The organism is Hydrophilobacter chitinilyticus, assembly GCF_049860745.1.
Classification (GTDB): Bacteria; Pseudomonadota; Gammaproteobacteria; order Burkholderiales; family Burkholderiaceae_C; genus Rhodoferax_B.
On record NZ_CP187561.1, the window covers coordinates 3,893,301 to 3,916,876 of the forward strand.

Consider the following 23,576-nt stretch of genomic DNA (forward strand, 5'->3'; position numbering starts at 1 on the left):
TTAATCCTCACGAAAGGCCGCGCCGCTGACCATGTGCAGTGCGGTGCGCACCGCGATCCACAGCACAATGCCACTGGCCACCGCCAGTGCCGCGTACGCAATCCCCTGCGTGTAGATGGAAGGCCTGGCGCGAAAGAAGCCAATCGACGCACCGGCCCAACCATCGGCCGGAAACGTCATGGCCCACCAGCTCATGAAGAACGGGCCGTGCGCCACATGCCGCCACAGCGTGGCCAGCAAAATGGCGATGAACAAGGCCAGGCAGTACAAGATGTCGCCCAGGGCGCCAGCCTGCCCGCCGGTGAACGCCAAGTAGGCCGACAAGCCAATCGACGGCGGCGCCAGCAAGATGAACAGCGTGGGCATGCTGCGCTGGCTCATCACTGGCACAAACAACACGCGGTGCAGCACGATGGTGAAGAACGCGAGCCAGAAGACCAAGCCGACCGAGAAGAAGAACCAACTGATCTCGACGTAGCCCAAGGGCACGCCGCCCACGGGCACCAGAATGTTGCCGACCACCGGAATGAACCACGCGGGCGTGAGCACGCTTTCATCCTGCGCGTGCAGAATCCAGCGCCGAATCAAGGTGACAGCCAGCACAAAATGCATGACGGCACCGGCCCACCACAGCACGTGCGCCACGGGCAACGCGTAGGCGCGCACACCCACCGACAGCACCACCATCGACACCGACACCGCCGGAAAGAAACTGGAGCGCACGGGGTGCGCAAACTCTTCTGCCACCTCGGCAAAACAGAAGCCGAGTTTGGCCAAATGGGCCAGCACCAGCGCGCCAAAAATCAGCACCGCCAACACCAACAAAACCTGGCTGATCCACAGCGGCGCGCCCAACACATGGTGCGCCGCGCCCCACGCGTTGGACAAGCCACCAATGCCCATCACCATGCCAAACATGGCAATCGACAAGCGCGCGAGAACGGGCTTCTCGGCCGTGGGCTCAGGGGTTGCCTTCGCTACTGCAAGGGTTTCACTCATGGCGCGGCCCCAGCATCAGCGTGTGTCGGTGGCTTACCGTGCTTCAAATCCAGCGCCAGGTAGTGGTGCACCACGGGTTTGCCGGGGCCCGTGTGGTAACGCAGCACGTCGCCTTGCAGGTCTGCATCGGCCTTGGACACACGTTGGTGTTGGCGCAAGTGCTCGGCCCACGACTCGACCATGAACCACTCGACCACCAAGCCACTCTCTCCGGTATGCTCGGCCACGCCCCAGGCATAAGCGCCGTCGCGGCGGCGCTCTTGCTCCAGATGTCGCATGGCGTAGAGGAAAGGCGGAATGTCTTTCTTGGCCACGTTGTATTCGATCTGCACCAGCACCGGCCCCCGGTCGTGTGCGGGCGGCGTGGTCAACATCGGCTCGGGCCAATGGTTGGAAGGCTGCAAGTCGGCCTCGCCAGTGGGCAGCTTCACGCGGTCAAAAACAAACGCCACCAGCACCAGGCCCGTACCGCCAATCAACAAGGTGGTGGGGATGCCAATCTCTTGCGCCACCAGGCCCCAGCACAAACTGCCGGCCGCCATGGCGCCGTTGAACACCATCAGGTAGATGGCCAGCCCGCGGCCGCGCACCCAGTTGGGCAACACCGCCTGCGCCACACCGTTGAACGTGGTCAGCGAGATGATCCAGCCCGCGCCCAGCGCCAGCATCAACAACACAGCCGCCCATTGCGGCGGCGCCAGCGCCAGCAAGCCCATCACCCCGGCACTGAGCAAAGAGGCCGTGAGCACCAGTCCATCGGCATTCAGCCGCTCGCGCAGTTTGGGCAGCAACAGGGCCCCGAGAATGGCACCCGCCCCCACCGCACCGAGCATCACGCCGTAAAAACCGGCCGTGCCGCCCAGCATGCGCCGCGACACCAGGGGCAACAGCGCCCACACCGAGCTGGCAAACAAGAAGAACACCGCTGCGCGCAACAACACCACATGCAGCTCGCGGCTGGCACGCGCATAACGCAAGCCCGCACGGAAAGCACCGAAGAACTGCTCGGACAAACCAGTGTCCACCGCTGGCGGCCTACGCCACCACAGCAGCGCAGCGATGACGAAAACGTAGCTCAGCACGTCTGCGCCGTACGCCATGGACGCCCCGAAGCTGGCCAGCAGCAGCCCACCGGCCGCCGGGCCGATGGCACGCGCCACGTTCACGCCCAAAGAGTTCAACGCCACGGCGTTCTTCAAGTCTTTGCGCGGCACCAGCTCGGGCACGATGGACTGCCAGGTCGGCCCCATCAGCGCCGCACCAATGCCGCCAACAAAGGTCAACGCCACCAGGTACTCCACGGTGAGCCCGTTGGTCTTCGACAAGTAGAGCAAAGTGCCACTGACCGCCGCCAGCAAAATCTGCACGGCAATGAGGAAGCGGCGGCGGTCCAGAATGTCGGACAACACACCAGCCGGAATCGCCAGCAAGAAGATGGGCAGGGTCGCAGCGGTTTGGATCAACGACACGGCGGCCGGGCTGGCCGATAGTTCGGTCACCATCCATGAGCTGGCCACATCGCGCATGAAGCTGCCGATGTTGCCCAGCACCGTGGCCACCCACAGCACCGCAAACACCGGCTGCGCCAGCGGCGCAAAGCTGCTGCTGGCGGGCGTGGCCGCGTGGGCGTGGGGGTTGGAATGTGGGTCAGGCGCCATGGCCACCCCCTAAGTCCATCCAGGCCACCAGCAAGAAGCCACCGGCCAAGCCCCAGTGTTCAAAAAAGGCATTTGCCACGGCAAGGCGTTTCGACTTGGGCGCGCTCCAAAAGCGGTCGGCCAAGAAGTCGGCCATCACGGTGAAGGCTGCCAAGGCCAAGGCACCAAGCCAGCGGTAAGTGCCCGTGAGGATCATGGCAGACGCCGCGAACTCCATGACGATGGTGGCGGCGGCCAACGGCGCTGCCGGGCGCAGGCCGAAGTGATGCATCTCACTCACCGCTGCCTTGAAGTTGCGCGCTTTATCGAAAGCGCCTTGCAGGTAGGCCGAGCAGAGGAACAGCAAGGCCAACCAATGCACCCAGGGGGCGATAAAACCCAAGCGAAGCTGCTCCATCAAACCGCCCAGCAGGCACAGCCCAGCGCGCCCCAAAAGCTCTTCAGATCGGCGATGGGCAGCTTGCTGCTCCAGGCGGTGGCGTGTTGGTGGCCGTGCACATTGCAGTCGTTGACACATGCGCAAGCGGCTGCCGCTTGGCGCAGCGTGGCTTGCATCGGCGCGCCTTGTTCACCCCAGGCCGCGTAGCCACCAAAGCGGCGCACGGGCGACCAATCGGGTATGGCCAGGGGCGGTGCGCTGTCGTCGTGCGGTGCAAAGTCGCCAGCGCCATAGACCACTTTGCCTCCCACTACCGTCAGCAGCGCGGTGGTGTCGGCAATGTCGGATTCGGCACAGGCGAAGAAGTCGCGGTCGGGCACCACCAAGTCGGCAAACTGGCCGACTTCAATGCGGCCTTTCTTGCCCACTTCGTTGCTGAACCAGGTGACGTTTTCAGTCCACATGCGCAGCGCGGCTTCGCGATCCAGGCAATTGCGCTGCGGCGTGATCTGCATGCCGCCCACTGTCTTGCCGGTGATGAGCCACGACAGCGACACCCATGGGTTGTACGACGCCACACGCGTGGCATCGGTGCCGGCGGAAACGTTCACGCCCTTCTCCAGCATGCGCTTCACAGGCGGTGTGGCCTCGGCCGCACCATGGCCGTAGCGTTCGACAAAATACTCGCCTTGGTAGGCCATGCGGTGCTGTACCGCGATGCCGCCGCCCAGCGCAGCGATACGGTCGATCGACTGTTCAGAGATGGTTTCGCAGTGGTCAAAAAACCAGTTCAGGCCTTGCAGTGGAACGTCTTGGTTCACGCGTTCAAACACGTCGAGCGCGCGGCTGATGGTCTCGTCGTAGGTGGCATGCAAACGCCACGGCCAGCGGTTTTGCGCCAGCAGGCGCACCACTTCTTCCAGCTCGCCTTCCATCTCGGGGCCCATGTCGGGGCGGGGTTGGCGGAAATCTTCAAAGTCGGCGGCAGAAAACACCAACATCTCGCCCGCGCCGTTGTGGCGGAAGTAATCGGTGCCCTGTTTGTACTGGGAGGTGGCCGTCCAGTTGAGGAAGTCTTCCTTCTCTTTTTTCGGCTTCTGCGTGAACAGGTTGTAGGCCAGGCGGATGGTGAGTTGGTCCGCATCGGCCAGCTCCTGGATCACCTTGTAGTCGTCTGGGTAGTTCTGGAAACCACCACCGGCGTCGATGGCACCCGTCACACCCAGGCGGTTCAACTCGCGCATGAAGTGGCGGGTTGAGTTGAGTTGGTATTCGTACGGCAGCTTAGGGCCCTTGGCCAGCGTGGCGTACAGAATCGACGCGTTGGGTTTGGCCAGCAGCAAGCCCGTGGGGTTGCCCGCGCTGTCGCGCACGATTTCGCCACCGGGCGGCGGCGGTGTGTCTTTGGTGTAGCCCACGGCGCGCATGGCGGCACCGTTAAGCAAGGCGCGGTCGTAAAGGTGCAGCAAGAAGACGGGGGTGTCAGGCGCCACCGCGTTCAGCTCGTCAATGGTGGGCAAACGTTTCTCGGCAAACTGGTGCTCGGTAAAACCGCCGACCACGCGCACCCACTGGGGCGCGGGCGTGATGGCGACTTGGCGCTTCAGCATGCCCATGGCATCGGCCAGGCTCTTCACGCCATCCCAACGCAGTTCCAGGTTGAAGTTCAAACCACCACGGATGATGTGCAGGTGGTTGTCGATCAAGCCCGGCAACACCCGGCGGCCCCGCAGGTCGATGACCTTGGTGTCCGCGCCCGCCAACGCCATCACTTCTTGGTCGTGGCCCACGCGCACGAAGCGGCCGTTTTGAATGGCAACTGCGCTGGCCGTGGGGTTGGCGCGGTCTAGTGTGGTGAACAGGCCACGGTGCAAGATGAGTTCGGGGGTGGTGCGTTCAGGCATGGTGCGTCTTCTGAAGAGTTGCAGTTGAGAAAGGCTCTGCAGCCATGTGAGCAGAGCCCGGGTACGCACAAGCGTACCGGGTTTTCAGCGTTGCCTTAGCCTTCGTGGGCGCCAAACATGGCGCGGGCATAGTTGATGCCAATACCGTAGCCGCCGCCAAACTTCTTGGCAATGCCGGTGGTCATGTCGTAGGTGTCGGTACGGGCCCAATCGCGTTGCATTTCCAGCAGGTATTGCAGCGAGGTGATGGGTTGTGCGCCAGCCTGAACCATGCGGTCCATGGCGCGGTTATGCGCTTCGGCCGACACGTCGCCGCAGGCATCGGCAATCACGAAAACTTCAAAGCCTTGGTCGATGGCCGACAGCGCTGGGCCCACGATGCAGACGCTGGTCCACAGGCCGGCCAACACGATGCGCGTCTTGCTGATTTCGTTGATGCGCTTGATGACGGCGGCGTCTTCCCAGGTGTTCATCGAGGTACGGTCCAGCAGCGCCTGGCCCGGAAACGGTGCTGTGACTTCGTCGAACATTGGGCCCGAAAAGCTCTTAGCGGCCACCGTGGTCAGAATGGTGGAGGCTCCAAAGCCGGCCGCTGCGCTGGCCACCAGGCCAGCGTTGGAGCGCAGCAGCACGGGGTCGATGGAGTTGGTGGCGAAAGCCATTTGCGATTGGAAGTCGATCAAGACCAGCGTGTGGTCTTTGGGTGTCAACAACTTTGCGCCGGGGGTGGGGGTTGCGGTGATGGCCATGGAGAACTCCTCTGGGTTAAGAATGCAGCAAAGAACGCCGCGAGAGCAGGCTGCCGCGTGGGGAATGGCGGCAAGCGATGAAAGCTCTCGGCATGATCCTGCAGATCACCGATACAGCCAACACCAGAGGGGAGTGATGCCGATCCCTCTTTTGAGGGAGAGGCCGAGCCAGACTGTCAGTGGCCTGCCGCTGGGTCGAATTCAGGCGGCCTGGCGGCGCCAGCTACCGGGTGGCGTGCCTACAGCTTGGGTGAAGACCCGCGTGAAATGGCTTTGGTCGGCAAAGCCGCACACCGCCGCAATATCAGCCAACGACTGCTCGGTGCGCATGAGCAAGCCCTTGGCGGTATCGATACGTTGCATCTGCAGCCACTGGTGCGGCGTTTGCCCGGTGGTGGCGCGGAAGGCTTTTGTAAAGTGGCTGCGTGACAAGCCACAGGCTTCGGCCACGGCGCCAATGGTGATGTTGCCGTCCATCTGGCTGCTGAGCATTTCTTTGGCGCGCACTTCATGCAGCCGCGACATCAGGCGGCGCTTCGGGCCCTCAAGATTTTTCACGCTGCTGTATTTATCGAACAGGTGTGTGCCGATCACTGCGCTGAGTTGGTCGACGAACAAAGCGCTGGCCTCGTGCGGACGCTCCAATGCAGGGGCTAGCGCCAACGCCAGATGCGCCAAGACCGGATCGCCGAGGCCGGTGACTGTTGCAAGTCGACCCCCTGCCCCTTTGCCGTCATGGGCGCGGGCCAGAAAGTCCTGCGGCATTTCCATCAACAAAAAATCGAATGGCCCGGCAAGGTCGGCACGGTAGTCGTCCGCAAAATCGCGGATGTAGACCGAACCCGCTTCGAAGTGGTGCTGCAACGCTTGCCGGCCATCAAAGATCGTGCGCTGGCTGCGGCCCATCGAAATGCCGATCAAAAAGCCACGCGCACTGGCTGGTGTCGCCACCTGGCTCACAGCGGTGATTTCTTTGCGCTTGCGATAAAAGAGCACTCCGTCGCTCTCAAGCTCCTGGTCTTGAAAAAGATTACTCGCAGGGCAGCCCAGAGAATCGGCTGTCTTCTTGGGAAGCAGCATTGAAGGGAGGGATGGCGAAACAGGAGAGGTGCTTTGCATGGATCGCTTCTGTTCAGCAATGTGCAGGTGATGAAACCTTATGAACTGACGCGGCCATTGTTGCATTGCAACATGATGCCCACAAGCGCCATGCGAATGCCCCGCAGACGCAGGGTGATATTGGAACGTATTCTCGACAATGAAAGTTGAAAACGCGGGGCTAGCATTCATGCGGGTTTGCCGCGTTATGGTTTGACGACAGTGATGGCTAAAGTCGTCAACAACTGGAACGGTACAAGTGCCGCACCTTTGCCGAAGGCCTGGAGCAAGGAAGGCTTAAAGCTTGTGCTGGAAGCAAGGTGCCGCATGCCGTTCCCTCCGAACTGAAAATCTGCAACGCAAGTGGACATAACATGGCTTTAGGAATTGAACCATCGGTCATTGAACTCAAGGCAGACGGAGCTTCCGCTCGGCTCGTTCCCCATGCGGGGGGACGGGTTTCGGCATTAAGTCTGGTCAAGCCGAATGGCGATGTGGCCGATGTCCTGTATCCCTATCCGGAAGATTTTTTTGACCCCATCGTCTGGGCGAAAGGCGGCATCTATCCGCTGATGCCCTACTCCAACCGCATTGCCAATGCGACAGTGTTGGTGAACGGTGAAGCCGTGACACTGGAGCCGCATCCAAATGCCTTGCCCCATACTTTGCACGGCAACGCCCACGCACAGGCTTGGCGCGCTGAGCAGGTTGATGCCGCTAACGCCACACTGGTGCTGGACAGCCCAGCATGCCCTGCCTGGCCCTGGCATTACACGGCGCGTTTGCACTTTGAGTTGACCGCCGCGTCGCTGCATGTGCAACTGACTCTGCGCAATGCAGACCAGCGCACCATGCCTGCGGGCTTAGGTCTGCACCCGTATTTCTTGCATAGCCCAGAAGCGAAGTTGACCTATGCGGCCACCAGCCTATGGCCTGCCACCACCGACTACCTGCCCGGCACCGAGCGGGAACCACGCAGCGACGAACGTTATGTGCCCGCGCGCCGCCTGCCCGACGGCACCCTGACCGATTATGTTGGCGGGTGGAATGGCTCTGCTTCGGTGGATTTACCCGAAGGCGCGCGGCTGACCATTCAAGCCGACCCGGTGTTCGGCCACTTGGTGGTGCATCGGCCTGATACCCCCATCTACCTGTGCCTGGAACCGGTTAGCCACGTGGCGGATGGATTCAACCTGGCTGCACGTGGTGTAGCCGGTACCGGCACTCATTTGTTGCAGCCTGGCGAGAGTCTGGTTGGCAGCATGCGCTTTACGCTCACAAGCTGAACCCCATCGGTTTAGGCGTAACCGGTAGAACCGTCTGGCTTGAGCGGCACCTTGCGCTCCCAGTGGATGTACTGCTCGGTGCCCAATAGTTTCTCATCCATCTCTACACCCCAGCCGGGACGATCCGGGCGCAAATCCAGATAACCCTCTCTCGGCAGGTATGGGTCCAACACATAGTGCGCGCCTTCGTACTGACTTGAGGAAGCGACCTCCTGGTTGCCGGTACCGAAGACATACCCAGGGCCATGCGGCAAGCGGTACTCCAGAATACGGAAATTCGTTGTCGCGGCGCTGAAGTGCACGTTGATCGCCGTGGCCAGCGGCCCCATGGGGTTGTGCGGCGCAATCGTCACGTAATGCGCCTCGGCCAGCGCTGCGATTTTGACCATCTCCGTGATGCCGCCCACCACGCAGATATCAGGTTGGACGATATCGCAACCACGCACCTGCAAGAGGCGCAGAAATTCAAAGCGGCTATACAGCGATTCACCCGTCGCCAGCGTGCACCGCAAACCGCGCTTGAGTTCACCCCAGGCCTCGAAGTTTTCGGGACGGATAGGTTCCTCAAAAAACAGCGGGTCGTACGGGGCCAACGCGTTACCCAGTTGCATGGCCTGCGCAGGTTCGAAAATTTTGGCGTGCGCGTCGAATGCCATCTCGTAGTCGCTGCGCACGGTCTCGCGCAACTTGCCGAAGTAGTCCCCCGCTTGGCGCACGACCTCGCCCCAGCGGTGGCGGTGCATGTCGACGCGGTAGGGGCTGAGCTTGAAGGCCGACAGGCCCCACTCGGCATTCAAAGCATCCATCTGGTCGCGAGCCGCCGCAGGCTCAGGTGCGGTGTAGAGGCCGGCATAGACCTTCACGCGGTCACGTACGTTGCCGCCCAACAGCATGTACACGGGCACCCCCAATGCCTTTGCCGAAATGTCCCACATGCAGTGGTCCAGTGCGGAGATCGCGGCCAGGCCCAAGGCACCTGGAGGAAATCGCGTCTGTTGCAGCAGGTGATGGATGTGGAAGGAAACACGTCTTGGGTCTTTGCCTTGCAGGAAGGTCAGAAAGTACTCGAGCAGCGGAAACAGCGCCAAGTCGGGCCCGTGGTTGTAGCACTCGCCCCAGCCCGTGATACCTTCGTCTGTATCCATGGCAACGATGACGCGGGGGCGGTCCTTATCGCGCGACATGAAGACGCGAAGACGGTCGATTTTCATGGTTTCTTTCTTTCGTCGCTGGTACTCAATTGAGCCCGCCAAGTCTTGAATTGCTCTAGCGTGGCGGGGTCGGTGGGCGGGTACAGGCCGAAGATGCGACGGCCGGCCAACACCTGTTCCATCACAAAATCTTCGAACAAAGTCTGCTCGCTCGCCTCCCCGGCCACGACTTCTGCGATCTCACCGGGAATCACCACCACACCGTCTGGATCCCCTACGACGATGTCGCCCGGAAACACAGGCACCCCACCGCACCCGATGGGCACATTGATATCCACCGCATGGTGCTTGATCAGATTGGTCGGCGCGGAAGGCCCACTGCAATAGGAGGGAATGGCCAACTTGGCGATCTCGTGGCTGTCGCGCAAACCGCCGTCGCTCACCACACCGGCCACACCGCGCACCATCATGCGGGTCACGAGGATAGAGCCGGCCGACGCCGCTGAGGCATCTCCACGGCAATCCATCACCAGCACATGGCCAGGTGGAATCTCTTCCACGGCTTTGCGCTGCGGGTGGTCATGGTTCTGGAACACACCGATGTGATCCAAATCTTCGCGGGCCGGGATGTAGCGCAGCGTGTAGGCCGGGCCCACCATCTGGGCAGAACCCGTGCCTAGAACACGCACACCCTGCATAAAAACATTACGCAGGCCGCGCTTGAAAAGTAGCGTGGTCAACGTAGCCGTAGACGTGCTTTTGAGCACCGCTAAGGCAGCGGCGCTAAGGGGAGCGGTAGCTTGTAAAGGCATGGTTTCGCGGTTCACTGTCGACCTGAAAAGTAGCGCGCGCGCTGCAGACGTGTCTGCACAAAAAGACTCTCATCGTGCGTGCCCTCGGCGTAGGAGCAAGAAGTCGCCGACGCTTGAACGGAAATGTTGGCTTGGCTGGGATACTTCGCCACAAAGGCCTCGTCGATCTCCACGCCCAGGCCTGGCGCATCGGGCACCTTCAAATAGCCGTTCTCGGATATAGGGTGCGGATTCACCGTATGGGCACGCCCGGGCCAGTCATCCTCTATACGCTCCAAGAACAGCGCGTTCGGAATAGCCGCCAGCACGTGCAGCGCCGCATATTCGGCCACAGGCCCCAGCGAGCCGGAGTGCGGCGCCATCATGATGTGGTGCGCCTCGGCCATGGCGGCGATCTTCTTCATTTGCGTGATGCCTCCGGCTCTGCCGGTGTCTGGCTGTATCACATCGACCAGGCCAGACGTGATGAGCTCGCGTTCGCCGAAGATCGTGCTCATGCGCTCTCCCGCAGCCAGTGGCACGTGGGCCGCATCTCGGATGCGCTTATAGCCGTCCAGGTTGTCGGGCGCGATCGGGTCCTCGATGAAAAGCAGATGGTAGGGCTCCAACGCCCGGGCGACTTGCACCGCATCGCCAGGTGTCATCCACGGCACCCCGTGCAAGTCAATCATCAGGTCCATGTCATCGCCGATGGACTCGCGCAGCTGCGCGACCATGCGCACCGGATCGGACACACCACCACACTTGATGGCCGTGATGCCACGCGCCTTCAGGCTCAACGCAACCTCCGGCGTGTTGGCATGGGCATAGATGCGAATCTTGTCGCGCACCTTGCCGCCCAGCAGGTTCCACACGGGCACACCCAGTGCCTTGCCCTTGATGTCCCATAGCGCCATGTCGATACCGGTCATGGCGCCGCCACCCACGGTGCCCGTCATCCCGTGCACCATGATGGCTGACTGCATGCGCAGCCAAATCCGTTCGATGTGCGTTGGGTCTTCGCCGATCAAGATGCGTTTCAAATCCTGCACCGCCGTCTCCACCACGCGGGGCCAGCCGGAACATTCACCGATGCCCACGATACCTTCGTCGGTGTAGACCTTCAAGAACAGCCAGTTGCGCGTACCCGTGATCCCTGGTGAATAGCTATTGACGCCGAAAACGTTGTCTGAAGCCCAGGCCTTGGGTTGCGGCGCACCCGCATGCATCAGAAAGGTTTTGATGTCGGTGATCTTCATGCGCGGCCCTCGAGCAGATTTCTTCAGGTTTTCTCGGTGTAGCGAAAACGTGTGTGCAGCCCACGCAGACGCGGATCTGGCTTGGGTACCGCCGACAACAGCGCCTGCGTGTAGGGATGCGTCGGCGCGTCGCAGACCTGGTTGGTCTCGCCCGTCTCCACCACCTTTCCGCGGTACATCACGGCCACACGGTCGCAGAAGTAGCGGATCACGGCGATGTCGTGGCTGATGAAGATGAAGGACAAGCCCAGCTTGTCTTGCAGGTTCAGCAAAAGGTCCAGCATCTGCGAACGCAACGACACGTCGAGCGCCGAGGTGGCCTCATCAGCGACGATCACCCGGGGGTTCAACGCCAGTGCGCGCGCGATGCCAATGCGTTGCCGCTGACCACCCGAGAAAGCATGCGGATAGCGCTCGCGCCAGGCGGGATCCAAACCCACGTTTTGCAGCAGCTCGGCCACACGCTCATCGAGCTCTTTGCCCTTGGCGATGTTGTTGACCAGCAGCGGCTCCGCCACGATCTGCGCCACGGTCATGCGTGGGTTCAGCGAGCTGATGGGATCCTGGAAGATCATGCGGATTTCGCGCCGACAGTCCTTGAGCGTGTGTTTGTCGGTCTTCAATAAGTCCACCACTGAACCGTCTGCGCGCCGATAGTCGATGGCACCGGACTGCGGATCGTAGACCCGCAGAAGGCAGCGCCCCATGGTGGTCTTGCCAGAGCCGGACTCGCCCACGATGCCCAACGATTCGCCTGGCATCACCTTCAGCGACACGTGGTCTACGGCCTTGATCTCGGTCTTGCCGGAGCGAAAGGTCAGGCACAGATCGCGCACGTCGATGATGGGTTGCGCAGTCTCGGAAATGGGCGGGCGCTGCAGCCGAATGTCGGCCGTGCGGCCCAGCTTGGTCACCGAACCGATCAGCATCTGGGTGTAGGGGTCTTGTGGGGCGTGGAATATGCGCTCGACGGGCCCCGTCTCCTTGATCTTGCCGTGGTGCATCACGATCACCTGGTCGGCGATCTCGGCCACCACGCCCATGTCGTGCGTAATAAACATCACGGCCATGCCTTGACTCACCTGCAACTGCTTGATGAGATCCAGAATCTCGGCCTGCGTGGTCACGTCTAACGCCGTGGTTGGCTCGTCGGCAATCAGCAGCGCCGGTTTGCAAGCCAACGCCATGGCGATCATGACGCGTTGGCGCATGCCCCCCGAAAACTCGAACGTGAACCGGTCTACAGCTTTGGACGGATTGGGGATCTCCACCTGGCCCAGCAACTCGATGCAGCGTGCGCGCGCCTCGTCTTTGCTCATCTTGAGGTGCAGGCGCAACACCTCCATGATCTGGTTGCCCACCGTGTGTACCGGCGACAACGAGGACATGGGCTCCTGGAAGATCATCGCGATCTCGGCACCACGGATGGCGCGAATCTCCTTGCCCCGGTGGTCCAGCTTCGCCAGATCGACACTGCTGCCATTGGCGCGGTGCAGCAGCATGGAGCCGCCCACGATACGGCCCGGATCATCCACGATCTGCAGAATAGAGCGCGCCGTGACGCTCTTGCCGCTGCCGCTCTCCCCCACCACACACAACGTGCGCCCGCGCAGCACATCGAACGACACGCCGTCTACTGCCTTGAGGACACCGTTGCGCAAGGGAAAATGCGTCTGAAGGTCTCGCACCTGCAACAGCGGGCTACCGTCCCCACGGACCAGCAAAGGGTTGGCGTTATTCGTCATACTCATTTGTTGTAAGGGTCGGATGCGTCACGCAGTCCGTCGCCAAGGAAATTCATGGCGATGACGGCCAGCACCACAGCTGCACCAGGAGTAAAGAGCCACGGCGCTGTTGCAATAGAGCGAATGTTTTGCGCCTCGCGCAGCAAAACGCCCCACGAGATGGTGGGCGGCTGCAGACCCAAGCCCAAAAAGCTCAGCGCAGTCTCGGCCAAAATCATCGCGGGAATGGCCAGCGAGATCGACGCGATGATGTGGCTTGCAAAACTCGGCAGCATGTGCCGAAAAATAATGCGTCCTTCAGAGGCACCGTCCAGCCGCGCAGCCATCACAAACTCCTCCGTGCGCAAGCTTAAAAAGCGGCCCCGCACCACGCGCGCCAGTTGCGCCCACCCGGTCAGCGAGAGGATCAACGTGATCATGAAATAGTTGAGGACGGCCGGCCAGTTCTGGGGCACGGCAGCCGAGGCCGCAAGCCAAATGGGAATGGCGGGCAACGACAGCACCAGCTCGATCAAGCGTTGGATCACAAAGTCGATGCGCCCACCGTAGTAGCCAGAAATGCCGCCCAACACAATGCCGATGACCAGCGACAGAATCACGCCCACCAAGCCCACGGAGAGGGAGATCTGCGCGCCCACCATGATGCGGCTGTACACACAACGCCCCAGACGGTCGGCACCGAAGAAGAACACGGGCGAACGCACCTCCTCCGAGGCAAACAGGTGCGTGCTCGACGTGAACAACCCCAGCACTGAATACTCATAACCTGGGGCAAACATCTTCAGATAGACCTTGCGGGTAAGGTCTTGCTCGTAAACAGCGGCCAGCGTCTGCGGGTCGCGCTTGAGCACGTAGGGATAAATAAACGGCCGAAAGGTCCAGCCACCATCCGCCTGCGTATCAATGAAATGCAGCGCCTGCGGCGGATGGAAGGCCGCTCGTGCGTTTTGTTTGGCGGGGTCGTTGACTGCAAAGAAACCCGGCACCACCGCAATGACGTACAAGACGACGGTAATCACCAGCCCGACCATTGCCAGACGGTGCCGCTTGAAGGCCCACCAGACCAATTGCCACTGGGAGGCGACCGCCATGCGCGCTGAAGCGCGGGCGGCGGATTCATCTGGCAACGGCTCAGGAGTGACAGGAGGAGAAACGATGGTGCCGCTCATAGGGGTATTGGCGTCCGTTCAGGGTTTATTCGAGCCGGATACGCGGATCCACCATCGCCAGCAAGATGTCGCTGACCAATGACCCCACGACAGTCAGCAAGCAGATCAGCAAAATGAAGGCGCCCGCCAGGTACATGTCCTGGCTCAACAGCGACTGCAGCAGCAAGGGCCCAGCCGTCGGCAGACTCATCACGATGGCCACGATGATGGAGCCCGACACCAAATTGGGGAGCAACCATGCAATGGTCGAAATGAAGGGGTTCATTGCCATGCGCACCGGGTATTTCATGATCAGGTTGAACTCTGACAGGCCTTTGGCACGTGCGGTGGTCACATAGGGTTTATGCAACTCGTCGAGCATGTTCGCGCGCATCACGCGGATCAGACTGGCCGTTCCAGAGATGGCGAGGATCACCACCGGAATCCATAGATGCTCCAGCAGATCCAACGTCTTGGCAATGCTCCACGGCGCCGTGAGGTACTGCTCGGAAAACAGGCCGCCCACATCACGCCCCAATTCCACGGCCGCAAAGTACATCAGCACCAGCGCCAGAAGAAAGCTCGGAATAGCCAGCCCCACAAAAGACAGAAAGGTTACGAAGTAGTCGCCGACCGAGTACTTCTTGACCGCGGAGTACACGCCAATCGGCAGCGCCATGCCCCAGGTCAACAGCAAGGCAGAGAAGGTCAAGACCAGCGTAAGGCTCATGCGTTCCCAGATGAGGTCAGCCACGGGTTGCTGCCATTCAAACGACAGGCCGAAGTCACCATGCAGCACGATGTTGGAGATCCAACGCCAGTACTGCACGATCATGGGCTGGTCCAACCCAAAACGCTCGCGCAGACTGGCCGCAGTGCCTTGGTCCACTACCTCGTTCGAAGCTGCCAGCGTGGCGATGTAAGTCGTGACAAAGTCACCAGGCGGCAACTGGATCAATACAAAGGATAAAAAGCTGATCGCCAGCAAAAAAGGCAGCATCCACAGCAGGCGTTTGACGATGAAACTCAACATGGTTTGGGCCAAAAGTTCGTCATGCAGCCACCACCGGGGGTGGCCGCAATGTTCAAGAAGCCAAGTGAAAAACTACGTACGCGTGAAGAAAAATTGCTGCGGCAGCGCCGGCGCGGGGTTAGGCCATGACCAACCGTTCGGATAACTCTTGGGCACGTTCTGCAAGTTGGTCTTGCAGATGCCGAAGGAGTTGACGGCCAGACACACGCCAATCGTCTCGAAGGCGTCGGCACACTGATCGAAGACTTGCTTCATCAGCTCGCCGCGCTTCTTCAGGTCGGCTGTGGCACGTGCGTCGTCGTAAAGCTTCATGCGCTGTTTCTGGCTCGCAGGGGGCTCTTGACCGTCTTTACCACCTGAGGTGAACCAAACCGCCCAAGGAATCGCATAACGCGAACCTTGCGGGTGCGTCGCAATAAAGTCCCGCGCGTCCAGCATCGGATCCAGGCCACCGGGCCCGGGCCAGGTCGCGGCGTCGTGGTCGTTGGCGTCACCCCGGGTGTAGTACAAAGCCCGCTCGATTGTGTTGACCTTGATGTCCACGCCGATCTCAGCCCAATGGCGCTTGACCAGTTCCAACGTATCCACGGCATCGGGGTAAAGCGTTGGAATCACATCGATGGAGAAGAACACCTTCTGGCCGTCCGGACGCAGACGGAATTTCTGGGCGTCACGCTTGTCGTAGCCCAGCTTGTCCAGTAGCTCATTGGCTTGCTTGGGGTCGTATTGGGTGAACTGGTGCGCCAGCTTCTCGTTGAACCAAGGGTGGCCGGGGCGCGGGCCCGTCTGGTAGGGCTCGGACTGGCCAAGGTAGACGATGTCAATGATTTCCTTTCGGTTCATACCCAAGGACAGCGCCTGGCGAAACTGCTTGTTAGCGAACATCTCGCGCATCTTTGGGTCTTTGTGCGTCATGTTCAGGTAGATCTGCACCTGCTGCGCACTCGTGTTGATCAGCTCGATGAGGCGGTAGCCGCCCTTTTGCATGTTCTGCGAGAGCGTAGGCTTGTTCTGCAGCGAATCGATGTGGCGCTCCTGGATGTCGAGCTTGCCCGACAGCGCATCCAGCATCAGCGACTCTACGTCCTGCGAGATATTGAAGCTCAAGCGATCCACGTAAGGCAACTGGTTGCCGGCTTGGTCTACCTGCCAGAAATAGGGGTTGCGGTCCATCACCACGCGCGTGGCACCACCGGAATACGCCTCCGTCAGGATCCAAGGATCCAGAGTCGGTTTCTCGACGTTGCCCCAGCGCGAAGGAATTTCAATGTCTCCGCACTTGTTGCGGAAGTACGTGGGCCAATCGGCCACATTGGCCGCCTTGGCGTTGTCGAGCGCCTTGGGGTTGTACTTAGGCAGAAACTGGCTGCAGTAGTGCTTGGGAAACAGCGTGGGTTGCTGGCCCAGCGGCGTCGCCAATTGCTCCAGGAATAGCGCATAGGCACTGGCGAAAGTGAATTTGACAGCGATGTCGCTAACCTTGGTCACAACCACTGGCTTGTTGTTGATGACCAGCACTGAAGGCACCGTCTTGTAGAGCTCGGGGTTCTTGCAGCAGTCCTCAATGGCAAAGACGATGTCGTCGGCCGTGAAAGGCTTGCCATCAGACCATTTCATGCCTGGGCGCAGATGGAAGATGAACTCTGTGGCGGCAGCATTGACTTCCCAGCGTGCTGCCACACACGGCAGCACTTCGGTAAAAGCCAGGTTCCAACGCACCAAACCCTGGTTACCGACCATGCGCAGGATGCCGTTGTGATCAGAACTGCCGCGCAGCCCGCGGCGAATCACACCGCCATAAGTACCCACCTTTTCGGCCTGCACCACCAGCGGCATGGACGGCAGCCGCTGTGCGAGCGCCGGCAACTTGCCATCGGACACCAGTTTGCCCAACGCTGAAGCTTCCTTGGCAGCCTGAGCCCATGCCGAGGTGCCTACCCCAGCAAGGGCTGCCGCTCCAGCAAAACCCTTCAAGACAGTTCGCCGGGCAGTACTGGCGGGCATAGGGAAACGGGAGGAACGACGCGGCGTGAACATTGGGTGTCTCCTGTCAAGTTATCAAACAATTTTGTCAGACAACTTTGACAGAGCCAATCAAGGACAAACCCTTGTAGATATAGGTCTTTACATAAATTGCTCGAAATACTTCTGAAAACGCTCCTATGTGCAACGTGAATCAATCCATGTCGCACAGGCAACCGCTATTTATTGTCTGACAACTTTTTTATTTGTCATACAATTAACACATCCTCGCTGGCCAGGCCCATGGCCGCCAAACACACCACTCTGGAGTCCCCGACGCATGAACACGACCCCCTTGCTTGCGGAAGAATTCGGCAACGCTGTGCTGGCCGTACCGCCCTTGGCGCGGCGCCCGGATCTGACGCTCGATACGGCTCAAAACGCCAGCTTGATCCGGCACATGGAAGCAGGCGGTCACCGCACCTTGCTGTACGGCGGCAACGCCAACCTTTACCACTGCCCACTGAGTGACTACGCACAACTGCTACAGGAACTGGCCGCCGCCGCCGCCCCCACCACACGCGTGATCCCTTCTATCGGCCCAGATTTCGGCAAGATGATGGACCAGGCCCGGCTGCTGCGCGACAGCGGCTACCGCACGGCCATGGTGTTGCCCATGGCCGGCTTCACCACGCCCGCCGGTGTGGCCGATGGTTTGCGCCGTGTGGTGCACGCCGCCGGCATGCCGCTGACGCTTTACCTGAAGAGCGAACAATACATCGACGTGGCCACGCTGGCCCACCTCGTAGAAGAAGGCAGCATTGCAGCCGTCAAGTACGCCATCGTGCGCGATGATCCGGCGCAGGATCCTTACCTTGCGGAGCTGGTTCAGCGTCTCCCACGCGAACGCATTGTGAGTGGCTTGGGCGAGCGCCCCATCCTGGTCCACCTGCAGCAATTTGGACTGGCGTCTTTCACCACTGGCTCGGGCTGCATCGCGCCCAGACCCTGCATCGCGCTGTTGCGCGCTCTTAAACGCGGCGACACCGCCACAGCCACGGCCTTGCATGCACGGTTTCTCCCTATGGAGGATCTGCGCGAGTCCATTTCGTTGATTCGCGTTTTGCACGACGCCGTCAGCCTGTCGGGGATCGCCGACATGGGCGCACACCTGCCGTTGCTCAGCCCAAGCCCTGCTGATCGCATGGAAGAGATCCGAGCGCAGGCGCTGGCGCTGCTCGCTTACGATCAAGAGTTCTGATCCGCAGCACTTCTCCAGTCTCTATTTTTTTCCAACCCACATGAAAAGCAGCAAAGGCACCGGCCTGGTCGACCGGGTCTACCGGGAGATCCTCAAATCCATCATCGACGGTGAGTTCGCCGAGGGTGACAAACTGCCCACCGAGTTGGCCCTGACCGAACGTTTCACGGCTTCTCGCCCAACTATCCGTGAAGCGCTCACGCGCCTGCGTGCCGATGGCATCACCAACACGCTTCAGGGCTCAGGCACCTACGTACAGCGCCGCCCCGACCCGGACTTGCCACGATTCACACCACTGGAAACGCTCTCCGATGTGCAGCGTTGCTTTGAGTTCCGCATCGTCACCGAGTCCGGCGCGGCAGCGCTGGCGGCCACCAAGGCTGGCGAAGCGGAGGTTGCCGATCTACTGCAACGCTTTCATCAACTCAACACCGTGATCGCCCAACAGAGTCTAGGCTCCAGTGAAGATTTCGATTTCCACCTGGCCGTAGCAAGGGCGACGCGCAACCAATTTTTCATTTCGGCCATTGGCTCCATGCAGGAACAAATCATGGCCAGCATGACCCTCATGCGCAGCCTCTCGCTGACCAAGAGTGTGGACCGCCAAAGAGTCGTACAGGCTGAACACGAAGTAGTGCTTGAAGCCATACGCCGCCGCGACCCACAGGCCGCCAGCCAGGGCATGCGGCAACATTTGGAGAACGCGCGCGACCGCATGTTCGGCAAGTAGATACCCGGCCCCACATGTCGGTGAGCACCAACAAGTTTGGAGACAAGAAAATTGAAAAATCAAGTCAAGATAAAACATGTGCGGATCACCCCCATCGCTTTCCGCGACGGCCCCTTGCTTAACGCCGCGGGTATCCACGAGCCATGGGCATTGCGTAGCATCATCGAAGTCGAGACCTCAGATGACCGCGTGGGTATCGCGGAAACCTATGGTGACGCGTCAGTTCTGAGGGCACTGAAAGATGCCCAGGACCTACTGCTGGGACTTTCTCCTTTTGCGTTGAACGCCATGGAAGAACGCGTACGCGCAGCCATCCAGCCCGGCGTGAGCGCAGATCGCCCCGTACAGTTCGGGCTCGCCTCAGGTTCACACGTTGCAAAGAACGCAGAGAAGGTGATTAGCGCCTTCGAAGTGGCCATGATGGATCTACAGGGGCAACTGCTCGGCATGCCGATCTGTGACCTGCTGGGTGGCGCAGTTCGGCCGGAGGTTCCCTATAGCGCCTACCTTTTTTACAAGTTTGCTGAGCATATCGATCGCCCCTACGCGCCGGATGCATGGGGCGAGGCCGTAACCCCCGAACAAATCGTCGTGCAAGCGCAAAAAATGGTGGCCGAATACGGCTTTCAAAGCATCAAGCTCAAGGGCGGCGTGTTCGATCCGAAGGTGGAAATCGCATCGATGAAAGCTTTGCGCAAGGCATTTCCCACAGCTCCGCTACGGCTTGATCCGAACGCCAACTGGTCACTCGCCACCAGCATCGCTGCCGCCCAAGAGCTTGATGACTTGCTTGAATACTATGAAGACCCGACACCCGGCCAGGAGGGCATGGCCGAGTTGGCCAAACACTGCCGCGCCCCGCTGGCCACCAACATGTGTGTCACCTCGATGGAAGAGTTCAAACGCAACGCCACCACGCACGCGGTGAAGATTCTCTTGTCTGACCATCATTACTGGGGCGGCCTGCGCGCCACCGTCGCCCTGGCACGTATGTGCGGTGTGTTCGATATGGGCATGTCCATGCACTCCAACTCTCACCTAGGTATCAGCCTGATGGCGATGACACATGTGGCGGCCGCCATTCCCAACCTCACCTACGCCTGCGACACGCACTACCCGTGGCAGGAAGAAGAGGTCATCAAAGGCGGCCGGTTGGCCTTTTTCGAAGGTTCAGTGAAAGTGCCAACGACGCCCGGCCTCGGCGTTGAAATTGACCCTTCACAACTGCAAAAGCTGCATCAACAATACCTTGAATGCGGTATCAAAAGCCGAGACGACCTCACCCAAATGCGTAAGTACGACCCAGCCTTCGGAGGCAAGAACCCACGCTACTGACGGCAAGCCAGAGCGCTATTAGCAACTTGAATGGATCAAAACAGAATGCTTGCTTATCGTTTAAAAATACCCAAGCGGCGCATGGCCTGTGCCACAAGCACATCTTCCGCCTCTAGCGAAGCGGCAAACGCGCGGCGCTGTTGGAAGGCAGGTGCAAAGCCTTCGCGTAAACCGCGTGTGGAGAACGCGTGGCCTTGCACGGTTTCTTGCAGCGCAGCCTCCAATGTGGCCACCACGTCCTCCGGCAGGCCTTTCGGTCCCGCCAAAGCCCGCCACACCTCGGCATGAAAATCAAAGCCCTGCTCGATGGCCGTGGGCACGGTCGCCGCCGCCGGCTCGCGTTGCCGAGACAGTGTGCCAATGATCTTCAAGGTGCCGCTTTGCACATGCGGCAGGATGGCACTGGGCAACTGGACGACGGCATCGATCTCTCCACCCAGCAAGGCGGTCACCACCTGCGCCGTAGAAAATGGCACGTGTAAGGGGTGCGTATTCTGCTGCGCAAAAAATGCGAAGGCGGTGATCTGTGTCTGGCTGCCGGGGCCGGAGTTGCCTACCTTCAGCATGCCGGGGTGCTCTCGCGCAAACGCCACCAGTTCGCGCAGATCGCGCCAAGCGGCGTTGGCACGCACCGCGACGATGGGGTTCTCCACTGTCACGCCACCTAAAAACGCCAGGTCTCGGTAGTTGAAGTTGGCAATACCCGCGTGATACGCCGTGAGGATGGCCGGTGAACTGAGGATGAGCGTGTAGCCGTCTGCAGGCTTGTGCAACATGTAGCCATAACAAACCACGCCGCCACCGCCGGGCCGATTCACCACTACCACCGGTTGGCCCAGACGCTGCGCCAAACCATCCGCCAACGCACGTGCCACGATGTCAGCTGAGGAGCCTGCAGCAAAAGGCACGACCAGTTCTATCGGCCGGTTGGGGTAGCCGGTAGACGTTTTTAGTGGGCTGGCCAAGAGCGCCGCCAAACCCAGCGCGGCCAAGCCACCCGCACCGGCGGAAATCACTTTGCGGCGGGTGGACCAGGTGGAGACAGTCGTTGTCAAACGATGTGGCGGAGAGGGCCTCAAACGAGACTAGCCCTCAATGATTCCGCGCTTGAGCCCGAGCGTGACCGCGTGGGTTCGGTCATTCGCGCAGAGCTTGGCCAAGATGTTCTTGACGTGGCTCTTCACCGTGCCTTCGGTAATATCCAACTCGCGCGCGACGGTCTTGTTGCCATGGCCACACGCAATCGATTCCAACACCCGCACTTCGCGCGAACTGAGCGCATCGGTCGAGCTGTAGCGCGCCAGTTCCATCGCCACCGCCGGGCTGATGTGCACCTGCCCTTGAGCCACGGCGCGTATGGCATCCAGCAACTCTGTGCGCACCAGGCTCTTGAGCAGATAGGCCCGTGCGCCGGCTTTCAGGGCACGTTGCGCCAGCACATCGCCGGAGTAGGTCGTCAGCAACAGAACACGCGCCTGAGGGAACTCGCTGCGGATCGCCACCAGTGCTTCCAGGCCGTTCATGATGGGCATCTGCATGTCCATCAGCACCACGGAAGGCTGCAACTGGCGGTACTTGGCCACCGCATCGCGCCCGTCCGCCGCCTCGCCCACCAGCTCCATATCAGGCGTCGTGGCGATGAGCCCGGCTATGCCGTCGCGGATCAGCGGATGGTCGTCTACAGACAGCACACGGATGCGGCCGGACAATGGGTTCATGGGGCACTCCTCGCCATATTCGAACGGAAACCCGGGCGCAAGCGCGCCAGCCAAGGCTGCTGCACCGGCCGCGCCGAGGTGAAAAGTTTGCCGGGCACCATCAGGCAGACGTTGGTGCCCACACCGCGCTTGCTGTCGATGGACACGCCGCCACCAAAGCTGGCCGCGCGTTCTTTCATGCCTTGAATACCCCAATGTCCCGCACGGCGTTTTTGGCTGATGACGTCGGCCGTCATGCCCACCCCGTCGTCACGCACGTAGATTAAAAAGTTTGGCCCGGTGTAGTGGATTTCCACGTCGATGTGGCCCGCGTTGGCATGGTGAAAAGCGTTGCGCACGGCTTCGCGCACGATGCAGTAAATATCGTCGCGGATCAGTTGGTCGAAAGAACGCGCCTCGCCTAACTCGATGACGCGAAACGCGGGCAAGTGGGCATCGACATCCAATAGTTGCAGGTCTTGCGCTAAGGCTTCGACCGATTGCACCAAGTCGCTTTCACCGCCCGAGAAACTGCGCAACTGCTGAATTGCCCGGCGCGCCTCGTTCATGGCGTGGTCTCCCCGAGTCAATGTGGTGTCCAACATTTCAGCCGCTTCAACAGGCGAGTTGGGCAAGATGTTGCGCGCGGCCTGCAGGCGGAACATCAGGCCATGAAAGCTCTGCAGCAAGGAGTCGTGCAGTTCGCGCGCGATGCGGTTGCGCTCGCCCATGCGCACAGCGATGCGCATCTCATGCTGCGCACGGCGCCGGCGCAGCCAATAGGCGCGCAAGCCAATGGTGATCGACAGCACCGCGCTCAAGGCCAATGCATGCAGCCAATCGGAAAACAACCAGGCCGGCAATACCAGCAATCGGTCACCCGTCACAACGGAACGCAATGCAGCGGCGCTCCCAACCGTGGACGAGCCATACCGCTGCACGACAGAAGCTTGCGCAGCATGTTGTCCGACGGCTGCAGCCTCTCGGGTCAGGGCCGTGGGCGCCGCAGTGTGTGCCACAGAAGGAGCGGCCGTTGGCACCAAGGGTTCGGCTCGAAGATGGGAACTGGCGCTCGTCAGTGCCAGCAGCAGCGCTGCACTTGGCAGCCCGCGGATCAAACTAAACATCAAAGAATTTGCGACGCGGTACGCCATGCCAGAGGGCACCAGTGCAAGCACCCGCACCACTGGCGAAGAAATTTGTAGAGTCGGAAAGTGGATCATCGTTGAAGGGCATCTGATGATGTGTCCGGCCAGACAGATCCACCATTCAACAAACGGCCTCGATCTGCCAACGGTGAAAAACTCACCGTTTACGAGGCACTACGTTACGGACCAACGTCTTTTTGCTCTAGACGTTTTGTGTCATTTTTTGAAGGATTTGGCAGCGCG

20 protein-coding genes are annotated in these 23,576 nt (G+C 60.5%); 4 read left to right on the forward strand and 16 right to left on the reverse strand.

Going from position 1 to position 23,576, the window contains the following annotated elements:
* The 6 genes from ACPWMG_RS17335 to ACPWMG_RS17360 all read right to left on the reverse strand — a co-directional run bounded on the left by ACPWMG_RS17335 (position 1) and on the right by ACPWMG_RS17360 (position 6,979).
* Positions 1-999: an SLAC1 anion channel family protein gene (locus ACPWMG_RS17335; protein ID WP_483300729.1), complete on the reverse strand. Its 999-nt coding sequence runs from the start codon at positions 997-999 to the stop codon at positions 1-3.
* On the reverse strand, positions 996-2,657 hold the full coding sequence (locus tag ACPWMG_RS17340; RefSeq protein WP_483300730.1) for an MFS transporter: 1,662 nt from the start codon (positions 2,655-2,657) through the stop codon (positions 996-998). Before ACPWMG_RS17340 ends, ACPWMG_RS17335 begins: the two co-directional genes overlap by 4 nt.
* A complete protein-coding gene (locus ACPWMG_RS17345; protein WP_483300731.1) occupies positions 2,647-3,054 on the reverse strand; it encodes a DoxX family protein in 408 nt (135 codons plus the stop codon). Before ACPWMG_RS17345 ends, ACPWMG_RS17340 begins: the two co-directional genes overlap by 11 nt.
* On the reverse strand, positions 3,054-4,940 hold the full coding sequence (locus ACPWMG_RS17350; RefSeq protein WP_483300732.1) for an amidohydrolase: 1,887 nt from the start codon (positions 4,938-4,940) through the stop codon (positions 3,054-3,056). The genes ACPWMG_RS17345 and ACPWMG_RS17350 overlap by 1 nt, the downstream gene beginning before the upstream one ends.
* A gap of 95 nt (positions 4,941-5,035) precedes the next feature.
* Positions 5,036-5,689 (reverse strand): isochorismatase family protein, encoded by a 654-nt coding sequence (locus ACPWMG_RS17355; RefSeq protein WP_483300734.1) that lies wholly within the window; start codon positions 5,687-5,689, stop codon positions 5,036-5,038.
* A gap of 201 nt (positions 5,690-5,890) precedes the next feature.
* Positions 5,891-6,979 (reverse strand): helix-turn-helix transcriptional regulator, encoded by a 1,089-nt coding sequence (locus tag ACPWMG_RS17360; RefSeq protein ID WP_483300735.1) that lies wholly within the window; start codon positions 6,977-6,979, stop codon positions 5,891-5,893.
* A gap of 182 nt (positions 6,980-7,161) precedes the next feature.
* Between ACPWMG_RS17360 and ACPWMG_RS17365 the strand changes: the two genes are divergently transcribed.
* A complete protein-coding gene (locus tag ACPWMG_RS17365; protein WP_483300736.1) occupies positions 7,162-8,073 on the forward strand; it encodes an aldose 1-epimerase in 912 nt (303 codons plus the stop codon).
* Between the two features lie 11 nt (positions 8,074-8,084).
* Here the strand turns inward: ACPWMG_RS17365 and ACPWMG_RS17370 are convergent, their stop codons facing one another.
* From ACPWMG_RS17370 to ACPWMG_RS17400, 7 genes are all read right to left on the reverse strand, one after another.
* A complete protein-coding gene (locus ACPWMG_RS17370; protein WP_483300737.1) occupies positions 8,085-9,284 on the reverse strand; it encodes a mandelate racemase/muconate lactonizing enzyme family protein in 1,200 nt (399 codons plus the stop codon).
* The gene (locus ACPWMG_RS17375; RefSeq protein ID WP_483300738.1) at positions 9,281-10,036 is read right to left on the reverse strand and encodes a ribonuclease activity regulator RraA; all 756 of its coding nucleotides are present in this window, start codon (positions 10,034-10,036) and stop codon (positions 9,281-9,283) included. Before ACPWMG_RS17375 ends, ACPWMG_RS17370 begins: the two co-directional genes overlap by 4 nt.
* Before the next feature lie 11 nt (positions 10,037-10,047).
* Complete coding sequence (locus ACPWMG_RS17380) at positions 10,048-11,274, reverse strand: mandelate racemase/muconate lactonizing enzyme family protein (protein WP_483300739.1); 1,227 nt, start codon at positions 11,272-11,274, stop codon at positions 10,048-10,050.
* A gap of 23 nt (positions 11,275-11,297) precedes the next feature.
* Positions 11,298-13,025, reverse strand: a complete 1,728-nt coding sequence (locus ACPWMG_RS17385; RefSeq protein WP_483300740.1) for an ABC transporter ATP-binding protein — start codon at positions 13,023-13,025, stop codon at positions 11,298-11,300.
* Positions 13,022-14,188, reverse strand: a complete 1,167-nt coding sequence (locus tag ACPWMG_RS17390; RefSeq protein WP_483300741.1) for an ABC transporter permease — start codon at positions 14,186-14,188, stop codon at positions 13,022-13,024. The genes ACPWMG_RS17385 and ACPWMG_RS17390 overlap by 4 nt, the downstream gene beginning before the upstream one ends.
* Positions 14,189-14,213: 25 nt before the next feature.
* Complete coding sequence (locus ACPWMG_RS17395) at positions 14,214-15,200, reverse strand: ABC transporter permease (protein WP_483300742.1); 987 nt, start codon at positions 15,198-15,200, stop codon at positions 14,214-14,216.
* Between the two features lie 72 nt (positions 15,201-15,272).
* Positions 15,273-17,204: an ABC transporter substrate-binding protein gene (locus tag ACPWMG_RS17400; protein ID WP_483300743.1), complete on the reverse strand. Its 1,932-nt coding sequence runs from the start codon at positions 17,202-17,204 to the stop codon at positions 15,273-15,275.
* Between the two features lie 298 nt (positions 17,205-17,502).
* On the opposite strand from ACPWMG_RS17400, the gene ACPWMG_RS17405 reads away from it, so the two are divergent.
* From ACPWMG_RS17405 to ACPWMG_RS17415, 3 genes are read left to right on the forward strand one after another with little or no spacing between them, the layout of a single operon-like run.
* Positions 17,503-18,423: a dihydrodipicolinate synthase family protein gene (locus ACPWMG_RS17405; protein WP_483300744.1), complete on the forward strand. Its 921-nt coding sequence runs from the start codon at positions 17,503-17,505 to the stop codon at positions 18,421-18,423.
* Between the two features lie 40 nt (positions 18,424-18,463).
* Positions 18,464-19,153 carry a FadR/GntR family transcriptional regulator gene (locus ACPWMG_RS17410; protein WP_483300745.1) on the forward strand — a complete coding sequence of 230 codons (690 nt, stop codon included), beginning with the start codon at positions 18,464-18,466 and terminating at the stop codon, positions 19,151-19,153.
* 51 nt (positions 19,154-19,204) lie between these two features.
* Positions 19,205-20,488, forward strand: coding sequence for a glucarate dehydratase family protein (locus ACPWMG_RS17415; RefSeq protein ID WP_483300746.1), 1,284 nt, complete (start codon positions 19,205-19,207; stop codon positions 20,486-20,488).
* Positions 20,489-20,541: 53 nt separating this feature from the next.
* On the opposite strand, the gene ACPWMG_RS17420 is transcribed toward ACPWMG_RS17415, so the two are convergent.
* Genes ACPWMG_RS17420 through ACPWMG_RS17430 form a run of 3 tightly spaced genes read right to left on the reverse strand, consistent with a single transcriptional unit; the run spans position 20,542 to position 23,312 of the window.
* Positions 20,542-21,543 (reverse strand): tripartite tricarboxylate transporter substrate binding protein, encoded by a 1,002-nt coding sequence (locus tag ACPWMG_RS17420; protein WP_483300747.1) that lies wholly within the window; start codon positions 21,541-21,543, stop codon positions 20,542-20,544.
* 30 nt (positions 21,544-21,573) lie between these two features.
* Complete coding sequence (locus ACPWMG_RS17425; protein WP_483300748.1) at positions 21,574-22,206, reverse strand: response regulator; 633 nt, start codon at positions 22,204-22,206, stop codon at positions 21,574-21,576.
* Positions 22,203-23,312 carry a sensor histidine kinase gene (locus ACPWMG_RS17430; protein ID WP_483300749.1) on the reverse strand — a complete coding sequence of 370 codons (1,110 nt, stop codon included), beginning with the start codon at positions 23,310-23,312 and terminating at the stop codon, positions 22,203-22,205. Before ACPWMG_RS17430 ends, ACPWMG_RS17425 begins: the two co-directional genes overlap by 4 nt.
* Positions 23,313-23,576 lie beyond the last annotated feature (264 nt).